General features: G+C 60.4%; 8 protein-coding genes. 4 read left to right on the top strand and 4 right to left on the bottom strand.

Annotation, left to right across the window (positions count from 1 at the left end; translation table 11 throughout):
* The first annotated feature begins 63 nt into the window (after positions 1 to 63).
* Positions 64 to 519, top strand: a complete 456-nt coding sequence (locus E5180_RS06885; protein WP_138923724.1) for a host attachment family protein — start codon at positions 64 to 66, stop codon at positions 517 to 519.
* Between the two features lie 260 nt (positions 520 to 779).
* Here the strand turns inward: E5180_RS06885 and E5180_RS15715 are convergent, their stop codons facing one another.
* On the bottom strand, positions 780 to 1,334 hold the full coding sequence (locus tag E5180_RS15715; RefSeq protein ID WP_171048917.1) for a TIGR00730 family Rossman fold protein: 555 nt from the start codon (positions 1,332 to 1,334) through the stop codon (positions 780 to 782).
* 1,545 nt (positions 1,335 to 2,879) lie between these two features.
* Between E5180_RS15715 and E5180_RS06870 the strand changes: the two genes are divergently transcribed.
* Positions 2,880 to 4,679 (top strand): ABCB family ABC transporter ATP-binding protein/permease, encoded by a 1,800-nt coding sequence (locus E5180_RS06870; RefSeq protein WP_138925145.1) that lies wholly within the window; start codon positions 2,880 to 2,882, stop codon positions 4,677 to 4,679.
* Positions 4,680 to 4,710: 31 nt separating this feature from the next.
* Here the strand turns inward: E5180_RS06870 and E5180_RS06865 are convergent, their stop codons facing one another.
* Positions 4,711 to 5,169, bottom strand: coding sequence for a DUF302 domain-containing protein (locus E5180_RS06865; RefSeq protein ID WP_138923721.1), 459 nt, complete (start codon positions 5,167 to 5,169; stop codon positions 4,711 to 4,713).
* 232 nt (positions 5,170 to 5,401) lie between these two features.
* On the opposite strand from E5180_RS06865, the gene E5180_RS06860 reads away from it, so the two are divergent.
* Entirely contained in the window at positions 5,402 to 6,616 is a 1,215-nt protein-coding gene (locus E5180_RS06860) for a multidrug effflux MFS transporter (RefSeq protein ID WP_254700556.1), read from the top strand.
* 3 nt (positions 6,617 to 6,619) lie between these two features.
* On the opposite strand, the gene E5180_RS06855 is transcribed toward E5180_RS06860, so the two are convergent.
* Entirely contained in the window at positions 6,620 to 10,441 is a 3,822-nt protein-coding gene (locus E5180_RS06855) for an efflux RND transporter permease subunit (RefSeq protein ID WP_138923719.1), read from the bottom strand.
* Positions 10,438 to 11,682, bottom strand: coding sequence for an efflux RND transporter periplasmic adaptor subunit (locus E5180_RS06850; RefSeq protein WP_138923718.1), 1,245 nt, complete (start codon positions 11,680 to 11,682; stop codon positions 10,438 to 10,440). The genes E5180_RS06855 and E5180_RS06850 overlap by 4 nt, the downstream gene beginning before the upstream one ends.
* 229 nt (positions 11,683 to 11,911) lie before the next feature.
* Here E5180_RS06850 and E5180_RS06845 point away from each other — a divergent pair, with 229 nt between their 5' ends.
* On the top strand, positions 11,912 to 12,625 hold the full coding sequence (locus E5180_RS06845) for a hypothetical protein (protein ID WP_138923717.1): 714 nt from the start codon (positions 11,912 to 11,914) through the stop codon (positions 12,623 to 12,625).
* The last annotated feature ends 24 nt before the right edge of the window (positions 12,626 to 12,649 follow it).

The following is a 12,649-nucleotide window of genomic DNA, read 5'->3' as shown; positions in this document are numbered from 1 at the left end:
CATTACCAAGGTCACCATCACCCGCGTCACCCCCCACACCAACCGCAACCATGGAGAGAACGCATGACCAAGATTGAAAATGGCACCTGGGTATTGATCGCAGACGGTGAGAAAGCCCTGTTCATGGTGAATGAGACCGACGGAGAAGACCCTTACTTCCAAGTGTTTCGCGAAGAAGAGCAAGAGAATCCACCGAACCGCGATCAGGCCGCAAACCGACGGGGGCGCTTTAACGATGGTCCATCGGTGCACCGTTCGGCTGTGGATGACACCGACTGGCACCAGCTATCCAAGGACCGTTTCGCAGCAGAGCTGGCCGAAATCCTGTATAAACAGGCGCATAAGGGCAAGTTCGACAAGATCGTCCTTGTAGCCCCGCCGAACACGTTAGGCGAGCTGCGCCGCGAGATGCACCAAGAGGTCGCAAACAAGGTTGTAGGCGAAATCCCCAAGACATTGACCAATCACCCCATCGAAGAGATCGAGAATATCGTGAAATCGACACTGGAAGCAGCGTGACACTGTGGCGGCATAGACACACCATAGGTGTGGTTCTGCCGCCGGATTTGCAGCTGATTATCTGCGATATTTAGCGGAAAAGAAAAGGGCACCTGTTCGTGGGTGCCCTTTCACATTTAAAGTTGAGAAAGACCGAAGCGCGCAGTCAGAAGCTCCGTTAACTGCGCCGCTCCGTGAGATGTCTCCTCGGCGCTTTCCTTACGCGCACCTGATGCAACGCGGCTACTTGCAGTCTTTTTTCTGCCGTATCTAACAACTACTTAAGCTGTCAGCCCGCGGCGCAAAACCTCGAGCGCGGCATCGACATCATCCACGGTGTCGATATAGCTCAGCAGGCTTTCTTCGGCAAAGCCACGCGTGACGACGTGATCCAATAGCGCGGTCAACGGGTCCCAGTAACCTTTTGTATTTAATAGAATTACCGGCTTCTGGTGCAGGCCGAGCTGGCGCCAGGTCAGGACCTCGAAAAGCTCGTCCAGTGATCCGGCACCACCCGGCAGAACCACCACTGCATCACAGTTCATGAACATCACTTTTTTGCGTTCATGCATCGTCTCGGTCACGACATAGGTGGTTAGATCGGTCTTGCCGACTTCCCATTTCACAAGGTGGTCGGGGATCACACCAAAGGTCGTGCCCCCCGCTGCCTGTGCCGCCCGCGCGACGGTCCCCATCAGCCCCACATCACCTGCGCCATAGACCAAACGCCAGTCGTTCTGCGCCAAAGCCCGTCCCAAAGCGTCGGCTTGTGTGGTATATTCAGGGTCATCACCGGGGCGCGAGCCGCAGTAAACACACACGGATTTCTGGATCATAAGCGGGGGTCCTTTTTGCGAATATGCACTTGGCATGCAGCTGTATTTTGACCGGTGATAGCCTGCTTGGTACAAGTCCTCAATGTGGGGAAGTTCAAAGGGATGAACGGAATGTCGGTGTTTCAAACGCGGGGTGCTCAGTTTGCAGGCGCGGCTTTGGTCGTGGCGGTTGCAGTGGCCGGATATTTCTGGTCGCATCACGCTGATCCTGTGCCGCCCGCGGCAACGCAAAACACCGCGCCTGATGCAGTCATGACGACGCAGACTGGCACCACGCAGACTGGCACCACGCAGACTGGCACCACGCATGCTACAACCACTCAGACCAGCGTCGTCCCCCAAGACACCGTCGCTACGCCCGATGTTGCACCCACACCGCAAACACCCGAACCGGCTGCATCGCCCGCCACACCCAGTTTCGACGAAGTCCGCCGCGAAAGTGACGGGATGACCGTGATCGCTGGCCGTGCTGCCCCCGGTGCCCGCGTCAGCGTCATCAGCAACGGGGCAGAGGTCGCCAGCGCGCAAGCCGACCGTTCTGGTAAATTCGCAACCCTTGCCATTTTGCCTGCCGACGGCGGCGGCAAAATCCTGAGCCTAACCGCGGATGCTGATGGCGGCCCCGTCGCCTCGATTGAGGAGGTCATTCTGGCCCCGATCACCGCACCTGCGGTGGCGCAAGTGGCGGTGGCCCAAGCGACCGTAGGCGATGATCCAGTGCCGTCGGTTGGCACCGCGATTGATCCCGACGCGCCTGCGCCTGGCGGTATGCCAAACGACACAGCGCCAGAATTGACAGAGATGGCCGCGGTTGAGCCGCAGCCCGAACCTGTTGCCCGCACAGCCCCATCGCCGCCTGCGACCGACACGACGGTTGCGCTGCTCAAATCTGACGCCGACGGGGTAGAGCTGCTGTCAGCTTCAGCACCCGAGGTCACCGACCGCATTGCGCTGGATACGATCACCTATTCCGAAGCGGGGCAGGTCCGGTTGGCGGGGCGTGCTCAGGCCATGGCATCCTCGGTGCGGGTCTATCTCGACAATCGCAATGTAGGCGCGCTTGAGGTCGATCCCGAAGGGCGCTGGCGCGGCGATATCGCCGATATCAAAACCGGCATCTATACCCTGCGCGTGGATGAACTGGATCAAGGCGGGGACGTGATCAGTCGCGTTGAAACCCCGTTCAAACGTGAATCCCCCGAAGTGCTGGCACGCGCCACGGCAGGCATCGACGGCCCGATCAAGGCGGTCACTGTGCAGGAAGGGGCGACGCTTTGGGCGATTGCGCGGGAACGCTATGGGGATCCGACGCTCTATGTGCGTGTCTTTGCGGCGAACCGCAATTCCATCCGCGATCCCGATTTGATTTACCCAGGTCAGGTCTTTGATCTGCCGGATTGACTAACGGCTATGCATACGGATTGGGCAGCCGCACTGGCATGATTTAAAAGTGGGCCCTATGTAAGGGGCAACTACACAGGATCGTTCATGTCAGCCGATAGCCCGCGCACCGCAAGCCAGCCCAAACCCGCCACCCAATATCCCATGACCGAAGAGGAAATTGCCCAAGCTGCAGAGCGGCAATCGAACCTGCTTGTCTTGCGCAAAGTGGCCCCTTATCTCTGGCCCGACGATATGCCGTGGGTCAAAAAGCGGGTCGTGTGGGCGCTGATCTTCCTTGTGGTGTCCAAGCTGATTTCGGTCGTCATTCCGGTGATTTACAAAGACGCTGTTGACGCACTTGCGAACGAGGGCGTGCCGTTTCTGGCGCTTGGCGCGGTAGGGCTGACGATTGCCTATGGTATGGCCCGCGCGATGAACGTGGGCTTTCAACAGCTGCGCGACGCGGTGTTTGCCCGTGTGGGGCAGCGTGCCCTGCGGATGCTTGCGCTTGAAACATTTGAACATATTCACAAGCTGTCGATGCGCTATCATATCACGCGCAAGACCGGCGGGCTGAGCCGGATCATCGAACGTGGTGTAAAAGGCGTGGAATTTCTGCTGCGCTTCTTGCTGTTCTCGATCGGGCCGTTGATCCTTGAGCTACTGCTGGTGGGCATCATCCTGACGGTGTTGTTTGATGCGTGGTATCTGCTGATTGTGACGGTCACTATCGGGCTTTATGTCTGGTTCACCTTTGCGGTGACCGAATGGCGCGTGAAGCTACGTCGCCAAATGAACGACCGCGACACAGACGCGAACCAAAAGGCCATCGACAGTCTGCTGAACTATGAAACCGTCAAGTATTTCGTCGCTGAACAACGCGAAGCACAGCGGTATGATGCGGCGATGGCGGGCTACGAAGAGGCGGCGATCAAGACGAATTACTCGCTCGCATTTCTGAACTTTGGCCAGTCGTTGTTGATCACCTGCGGGTTGGTCGGCGTGATGATCCTTGCCGCGATTGGTGTGCAGAACGGTGATCTGACTGTCGGTGATTTTGTCATGGTTAACGCCTATATGGTGCAGCTCACTGTGCCGCTGAACTTCCTCGGCACTGTCTACCGCGAAATCCGGCAGGCACTTGTGGATATGGGGCAGATGTTTACATTGCTCGACCAACCGGCTGAAATCTCTGATAAACCCGACGCCCCTGCGCTGCAGGTTACGGGCGGGCGGGTCACGCTTGATAATGTGCGCTTTGGCTATGATGACGACCGGGAAATCCTCAAGGGCGTGTCGATCGAGGCAGCCCCGGGCGAAATGGTGGCGATTGTCGGCTCTACCGGATCGGGTAAATCTACCATCGGGCGGTTGTTGTTCCGGTTCTATGATGTGCAAGGCGGTGCTTTGCGCGTGGATGGGCAGGACGTGCGCGACGTGACCCAAGACAGCCTGCACCGCGCGATTGGCGTCGTGCCGCAGGATACCGTGCTGTTTAACGACACGATCGGATATAACATCGCCTATGGCCGCGATAATGCCACACAAGAAGACATCGAGGCCGCGGCGCGATCCGCGCAGATCCACGACTTTATCCAGCGCTTACCGCTTGGATATGACACCGCCGTGGGCGAACGCGGGCTGAAACTGTCGGGCGGGGAAAAGCAGCGCGTGGGCATCGCGCGGACCTTGCTGAAAGACCCGCCGATCCTGCTGCTGGACGAGGCGACAAGTGCGCTGGACAGCGAAACAGAGCACGAAATTCAGGATGCGCTGCGTCAGGCGGGCAGGGGCCGCACGGTGCTGACCATCGCACACCGTTTGTCCACTGTGGCCGAGGCCGACCGGATTGTCGTGCTCGAACAGGGCGAGGTGGTTGAACAGGGCACCCATGACGATCTTTTGGCACGAAACGGGCGCTATGCGCAGCTGTGGCAACGCCAGCAATCCGAAAGCGAATAGCTGGCGTCACGCGCATCGTTTAGGGCAGGGGTTATTCCTCTGCGATCGCTTTGTCGGTCAGTTTGTTCAACGCGCCGGTCATTTTGGTCAGATATTCCGCGTCCGCGGGCAAGCCGTGGTCTGCCGCCAGCGTGGCGGGATCGTGATAGCTGACATGCACCATGCCGCTGTCATCCGCATAAGCCAGCACCCGCAGGGGCAGGTCCAGCCCAGCGGTTTGACCGTCCAACATCGCAGGCGTACCCAGTTGCGGGTTGCCAAAGATCAGCAGCATGGTGGGGCGAAGCTCCATCTCTACGTTGGCGGCACCTTCTGCGTGGTCGACGCGGGCAAAGACCGTGGCCCCTGCTTCGGTCACCGCGCTTTCAAGGCGATCGATCGTTTCTGGTACAGAGTGGGGGCTTGTCTTGGTCACGATTTCGGCAGCAGCGGGTAGGGCTGTGAGCGTCGTCAAAGCAAGCGTTGTCGCGGCAAGTGTCTTGCGGATCATCGGGGTGTCTCCTTTGATTTAATTGACCTATTGGTCACGGGTACCCCCATACCTAGTGCGGTCTGGCGTCCGAGCGACCGAAATTTAATCAGCCCGCAGTATTCTGCCGCTATATGTGCACAAACGACGGGGTGTATTCTTGCTCATGGAGGCGTATGTGCTAGCTCAGCGCTGGCCGAGCGCAAGCGAACGGCACTCTTTCAACTTCAAAGGACCGCCCATGCCCGCCGGAATGTTCCGTACCGCCCTTATTCTTGGCTCTATCTGTGTGACAGGTCCCTTTGCCATCGACATGTATCTGCCCGCGCTGCCCGCGATCGAAGAGGCGCTGGATGTCTCTGTTTCGGCGGCGCAGATCACGCTGGTTGCCTATTTTCTGGCCTATGGGGTGTCGCAGCTGGTGTACGGGCCGCTGTCGGACCAGATCGGACGCAAAAAGACCCTTGCCATCGGGATGAGCATCTTTTGCGTCGGTGCCGTGATCTGTGCGGTGGCCCCGAACATCGAAACTCTCGTGCTGGGGCGTCTGGTGCAGGGCATTGGCGGGGCGACGGTGATGGTGATCCCCCGCGCTATCGTGCGCGATATGTACACGGGCGCGCAGGCGACGCGGTTGATGTCGTCGATCATGCTGGTGATTTCTGTCTCGCCGATGCTGGCCCCCTTGGCGGGCAGCGCGGTTGTCGCCTTTGGCAGCTGGCGCGAGATTTTTCTAGCGCTGGCGATCCTTGCAGCGGCGACGCTGTTAATGGCACAGATCGCACTGCCTGAAACGCTGACCGCTGAGAAACGTCGCAAGGTCAATCTGGGAGAGCTGTCGCGCAGTTGCGGCATTCTGTTCCGCGATCCCGTGTTCGTCGGTCTGACCTTTATTGCGGGCTTTGGCATGGCCAGTTTCTTTTTGTTCATCTCGAGCGCGTCATTTGTCTATACCGGCCAATACGGGCTGACCCCGACCGAGTTCTCGCTGGCCTTTGCGTTTAACGCGGTGGGGTTCTTTATCGCCACGCAAGCCGCCGGTCGTCTGGCCGAAATGTGGGGGCTTGCCACGCTGATCGGGCGCGGGGTTACCGGATTTGCGGTGTGTTCGGCGGTGCTGACGGGCGTCGTGCTGGCAGGGTTTGGATCGCTGCCTGTGCTGCTTGTAGGTCTGTTTCTGGCCTATTCGTTTCTGGGGGTCGTGGTGCCATCTGCGATGGTCGCGGCACTGGATGCACACGGGCGACGCGCGGGCATGGCGTCCTCGCTGAGCGGGAGCCTGACCATGCTGACCGGCGCCTTCTGTATCGCGGCCACGGCACCGTTCTTTGACGGGACAGCCGTGCCAATGGTGGTAAGTATTGCGCTGTGCGGCGTGGCGGGGTTGGGGCTGGTGATCTTTACCATGCCCAAGCTGCGCCAGCAGCAAGACGCCGTAGCGGCTCAGCAGATGCGCGCCGCTGCCTGAGGCTTATGTGGCCGGTGGGGTATGTGCCGGCTGCCCCATCTCTTCCCACTGGATCACGGTCGTCTGAAGCCGACGCGCATCGCGTGCCAGTGCCCAGTCCTGCGCCGATTGGCTCGCCCGCCCCAGCGACATCTTGGCCAGCAGCCGCGCAATCCAGCGGGCATAGGTCGTGGCCCACACGCGGATCGCCAGCATCGACGGCGTGACCAGCAGGGTCAGCACCGTCGCGATGCCCAAGCCGAACACCACCGCCGTCGCCAGCTGTTTCCACCACAGCGCCGTGGGGCTGTCGATGGTGTAGCCGCCATTGGCAAAATCGAGGCTGAGCCCAAACATCATCGGCGCAAGCCCTGCCATTGTGGTGATGGTGGTCAGCAAAACAGGGCGGATGCGGGCTTGGGCCGTGCGGATGATCGCTTCGATGCGGGGCATGTACTGGCTGAATTCCTGATAGGTGTCGATCAGGATGATATTGTTGTTCACCACGATCCCCGCCAACGCCACAATGCCCGTACCCGTCATGATGATCGAGAACGTCTGATCCATGACCAGCATGCCAATGAGCACGCCGGTGGTCGACAGCACCACCGCCAGCAGCACCAGTACCGAGTTGTAGATGCTGTTGAACTGCGCCAGCAGAATGATGAACATCAACCCCAGTGCCGCCGTAAAGGCCGACGACAGAAACGCCTGACTTTCGGCCTGATCCTCTTGATCGCCGGTCCATTCATAGCTGACGCCATCGGGCAGAGGCTGCGTCTCGAGCCATTTTGTCAGCTCCGCAATCCGCTCGTTTGCGTTGATCGGGATCATGCGCAGGGTGCCCTTGTCGAGCTGCTGCTGTAGATCGACGCCTTGGGCGGCATTGGTCCGGTGGCTGATCTTGAAGGCCGCGCCGTCCGGCCCCGTGATATCGCCCGCCCCCCCCGCAGGGCGCATCGTGGCAAGCGTGAGCGTCGTTGCCCCATTTTCCGCGGCACTAGCGTCAGCCTCTGGCCCGTCGACTGTGCGCACCAGCTTGACCAGACCGGGGAAGACATCTGCCTTGAGGTCGAGATAGCGTTTCTGGTCGATGCGATTGATCTCTGCCAGTTTGGGCACCGGAGTGCGGGTGATGAAGTTTGACAGCGGCACCAGCCCGTCCGCCGTGCGCACCTTGAGGGTGTCTAGCGTGCTTAGCACACGGTCTTTTTGCGGTAGACGCACGCGGATCTCGATCTCTTCGTCCGAACTGTCGACCCGCATCGTGTCCAGCAGCAGCCCGCGTGTGACCAGCTGCACCATCGCCCCCACGGTGATCACATCAGCCCCGTATTGCCCTGCCTTGGCGACATCCACGTCGATCTGCCAATCGATGCCGGGCAGGGGGCGGGTGTCTTCGATGAGGGTCAGCCCGGGCATTTTATCGAAGGTGTCGCGTGCCACGGCGGTGGCGCTGATCAGATCGGTGAAACTGTCGGATTTCAGGCGCAGATGTACCGGCTTGCCCGAGGCGGGGCCAAGGGCCTGCGCGAGGATCTCGATCTTGATGCCGGGGATCGCGCTCAGCGCCTCTGTCAGCTCTGCTATGACGATGTCACCATCCAGTTCGGGTCGCAGGGCGCGGTCCTCCCACGGGATGGTTTCCAGCTGCACCTGACCGATGCTGTCCTTGGGCGCTTGGACCCCGCCGGTGTTGCTGTCCAACCCGCCTTCACCCGCAAAAGCGAACGCGGTGGACACACCGGGATGCGCCAGCACAATGGCCTCGGCCTGCTGCATGATCGCGTCTTTTTCAGCTAGCGACAGGTTGCCCCGTGCCAGCACATAAACAATCGCCTGCTCGGGTTCGGATTCGACAAAGAATTCGACGCCTTTGCTGTTGTTGCCAAAGAAAATCATTGTGGTGCCAACGAAAACAAAAACGACCCCCGCAACCACCAATGGCATCACCGGATTGCCTGCGATAAAGGCGATGACCCGCCCGAAGCCCGAGCGGCGGTAGCCTGCCTTGATCACATCAGGCCGCTTGCGAAACAGCCGCGACGTGACCCACCTCCCGCCGCGCCCCAAGCGGGTGAACAGCGCGAATAAGCTGGTCAGTCCCAAAAGCACCCCAGCAACCGCAACCGCCACAAGCGCGCAAAGCACGGCGATGCAAACGAAGACCACGGCAAAGACCGGAATGACCGATCCCGGAATATCCAGCCCGTCCATCCCCGCAAACTGCCCAGAGATCACGGCAAACAGCGGCGGCATCAGCGCAACCGGCAAGGCGATCATGGCAAACACGACGGGGAACAGCAGCAGATGCAGATAAAAGGGCAGCTTGGAAATAGCGGTCATATTCTGCGCCATCCAGCGTTCCAGCCGTCCGGTGACGCCGCCCATGACGGGCAGATAGATCAGCGCCACCACCAGCGAGGCGGATAGCACAAAGATCAGCGTGACGGGCAGCATTCCCATAAATTCACCCGGTACGCCGGGCCAGAACAGCATGGGCAAAAAGGCACATAGCGTCGTCGCCGTAGAAGAGATGATCGGCCAGAACATGCGCTTGGCAGCCTCTACATAGGCGGCCATCGGGCCTTCGCCCTGTTGCTGGCGGGCGTCTGCGTATTCCACAACAACAATCGCGCCATCCACCAACATGCCCACGGCGAGGATCAGCCCGAACATCACGATGTTCGAGATGGATATCCCCATGAGCGCCAGAAAGGCAAAGCACAGCAGGAATGACGTGGGGATCGCAAAGCCCACCAGCAGTGCCGCGCGGATGCCAAGGGCGGCCAGCACCACGATCATCACCAGCGCAATCGCGGTAAAGACCGACCCCAAAAGCTGCTGCACCATACTGTTGACGATCCGGCTTTGGTCGTTGGAGGTGCCAAGCGTGACGGCGGCTTTCAGCCCCTCGGGCCAGGCGGCACTTTGGGCGGCGACGATCTCTTTTACCTGCGTGGAGGTGTCGATCAAATTATAGCCTTTGCGTTTGACCACCTGCAGCGCCAGCGTCTTTTCCCCGTTAAACCGTGCCGTGCCTTGGCGGTCTTCGAACGTCAGGTTGATTGTCGCAAGATCGCCCAGTGTCACCACACGGTCGCCGTTGGTTTTAACCGGCAGGGCATAGACATCGCGCGGGTCGTTGAACGACGACGGGATCTTGACGGAAAAGCTGCCCTGATCCGATCGCACTTCGCCCGCAGCAATCAGCTGGTTATTATTCTGCACCACATTGATCAGCTCGCCCGCGGTGACGTCATAGGCCTCCAGCCGCAGGGGGTCGATCAGCACCTCGAGCATCTCGTCACGGTCGCCCGCCAACCCCGCCTCAAGCACGGCATCCACGCTTTCCAGCGCATCTTGAAGATCGCGCGCGACGCGGGCCATGGTGCGTTCGGGCACGGGGCCGGTCAGGTTGACAATGATGATGGGGAATTCGGAGAAGTTGATCTCTGTGATCGAATATTTCTCGTAGCCTTCGGGAAATTTTGCTTCTGCCGTGCTCATCGCGTCGCGCACGTCGGCCATTATCTTGGACTTGTCCCAGCCGAATTCAAACTCCAGCGCGACACCGGCATAGTTCTCTGCCGCTGTGCCGGTCATGGTTTTCAGGCCGTCCAGATCGGACAGTTCTGTTTCCATCGGTTTGACCAGCAGGGTTTCGCTATCCGCCGCAGAGATGCCCGGAAACTGGACCGATACGAAAAGGGCAGGGATCTCGATGTCGGGCTCGCCCTCTTCGGGCAGGGTCGAATAGGCATAGCCGCCCACCACAAGGCTCAGCAGGATAAAGGCCATGACCATACGGGCACGGCCTGCGGCCCAATCGACGATACTGCTCATTGCGGGGCCTCGTCGCGGAAGCTGGGAGTGACCATAACGCCCTTGGTCACATATTCCTGCCCCATCACGATGACATTGGCCTGTGCGGGAAGACCCGTCACCCAGATGCCCTGCGGCGTGTCGCGCGAAAGGTCGACGGCGGCAAATTCAACGATGTTTTCGGCATTGATCATCCGCACGCCAAGGGTCCCGTCATCGTTCAGTGTCAACGCCGATTGCGGCAGCAGGTGCGCCTCTACCCCCGCCGCGGCGATGGCGATTTCTGCAGTCTGGCCGTCGCGGATGCTCAGATCGGGGTTGGGTACGTCGATTTCCACCTGAAAGGTGCGGGTCGTGGGATCGGACGCGCGCGAAACAAAGGAGACCGTGCCAGCGATTTTCTGGTTGCCTGCGGCCAGTCGTGCCTGTGCCTGCGCGCCAAAAATGACGCGGTCGATTTCGGTTTCGGGGACAAAGCCCACCAGTTTGATCGGATCGAGCTGGATCACCTGTGCACAAAGCGATCCGGTTTGCAGCAGGCTCCCGAGTTCGGCAGTGTCGCTTTCCAATAGCCCTTCGAAGGGGGCTGTGAGGGTCAGGCGGTCAATCTCGGCTTGGGTGCTGGCAACGGCGGCATCTGCAGCATCGATGCCCGCACGGGCGGCGTTCAGCCCCGCCTTGGCCGAGCTGACAGAGGCGCGGGCGGCAGCAGCGGTCGCTTCGGCTGTGGCAAGTGTGGTCTGCGATGAAAACCCGCCTTGGCCCAGCTTTTGCGCGGCGTTGAGCTTGATCAGGGTTTCCTCCAGCCGTGCCTGCGCCTCGGCCACGCTGGCCTGCGCTTCGGGAACGCGCGACCGGGCCTCTTCGCGACGGGCCTGCGCCTCTTTGAGCTGGGCACCGCGGGGGCCGGGGTCCAGTTCGCACAGCACATCGCCTGCACGTACCGTGGCCCCTTTGCGCAGCGGCGTCGAGATCACAACCGCAGAGGTTTCCGCCTTGACCGCCACCTGCCGCGCGGCGGTGGTCTGGCCGCGCACAATGACCGCAGACGCCAGCGGGGCCGCGGCACTGCGTAGCACCATGACTTTGACGCGGTCAGGATCCGCTACATCCGACGGGCCGGCGGTATCAGGCGCGCCGGTTTCAGCTGCGGGCGTCAGCGTGGTCCCTTGCGTCAGCCCCATCAGGGCGTCGCGTTCGAAAATCGCCATATACATCACGGCGGAAACAGCGAGTGCCGCAAGAAGGGGGAAGATACGCATTCGGGCCTCGGTTCAGTAGAACGCGGGCTTTGCGGCACCGCAGTATGTCGTATGCTATAGGGCCAAGGGATTAAGTGAAAATAACTGTTCTGCATAGCTCACGGTCCAAAAAACTTCGGCAAAGCGGCCTTGTCGACAGAGGTGTGTATCAATGCTGTGCAGCCAAGCCCTTGGCAGCCCTGCACCCGCAGGTTAAGAGGGGCGTTAAATCAGGCGGGACGGGTACCACATGAGCGATACAGACAGTTTCATCGACGAAGTTAACGACGAGGTCCGCCGCGACCGGTTCTACTTTATGCTCAAGCGATATGGCTGGATCGCGATCCTTGCCGTGGTCCTGCTGGTCGGCGGGGCGGCGTGGAACGAATACAACAAGGCACAGACCCGCGCCGAGGCAGAAACCCTTGGCGATGCGATATTTGCCGCGCTGTCTGCCGAAAATACCGCGGCCCGCGCCGCCGCGTTCGAAAACATCGAAGCGACGCACCCGCGTGCCGGTGTTCTGCTGGGGATGCTGCAAGCGGCAGAGCAGGCCGAAGCGGGCGAGACCGACGCAGCGGTTGCCACATTGAACGGCATCGGACTGGACGCGGATGTGCCCGCGATCTACCGCGAAATCGCCCAGTTCAAGGCGATTACCCTGCAAGGATCGGATATGCCCGCCAATGAACGCCGTCTGGCGTTGGAAAATCTGGCGCAGCCGGGCAGCAGCCTGCGGTTGCTCGCGCAAGAGCAGCTCGCGATGATCGACATCGAAGAAAACGCGCCCGAGGCGGCCATTGAACGCTATCAGGGTATCCTGAACGACGCCGATGTGACCTCGGACTTGCAACAACGCGCCCTTCAGGTGATTGTCGCCTTGGGGGGGGAACCGCAAATGGGTGCCGCAGCCCCCGCGCCGCAAACGGATACCGTGCCGGCGCTGGATGCAGACAGTAACTAATCCTGCCTGATCCATTCAGGTGAC

The sequence above is a fragment of the Sulfitobacter sp. BSw21498 genome, assembly GCF_006064855.1.
GTDB lineage: Bacteria > Pseudomonadota > Alphaproteobacteria > Rhodobacterales > Rhodobacteraceae > Sulfitobacter.
The sequence above is the reverse complement of the archived record's forward strand: the minus strand, read 5'-3'. Positions and strand labels throughout refer to the sequence as shown.

Bases quoted from the DNA above. Each gene is read 5' to 3' on its own strand.
- E5180_RS06870 (WP_138925145.1), top strand. From the start codon at position 2,880: ATGACCGAAGAGGAAATTGCCCAAGCTGCAGAGCGGCAATCGAACCTG.
- E5180_RS06885 (WP_138923724.1), top strand. From the start codon at position 64: ATGACCAAGATTGAAAATGGCACCTGGGTATTGATCGCAGACGGTGAG.
- E5180_RS06845 (WP_138923717.1), top strand. From the start codon at position 11,912: ATGAGCGATACAGACAGTTTCATCGACGAAGTTAACGACGAGGTCCGC.
- E5180_RS06865 (WP_138923721.1), bottom strand. From the start codon at position 5,169: ATGATCCGCAAGACACTTGCCGCGACAACGCTTGCTTTGACGACGCTC.
- E5180_RS06860 (WP_254700556.1), top strand. From the start codon at position 5,402: ATGTTCCGTACCGCCCTTATTCTTGGCTCTATCTGTGTGACAGGTCCC.
- E5180_RS15715 (WP_171048917.1), bottom strand. From the start codon at position 1,334: ATGATCCAGAAATCCGTGTGTGTTTACTGCGGCTCGCGCCCCGGTGAT.
- E5180_RS06850 (WP_138923718.1), bottom strand. From the start codon at position 11,682: ATGCGTATCTTCCCCCTTCTTGCGGCACTCGCTGTTTCCGCCGTGATG.
- E5180_RS06855 (WP_138923719.1), bottom strand. From the start codon at position 10,441: ATGAGCAGTATCGTCGATTGGGCCGCAGGCCGTGCCCGTATGGTCATG.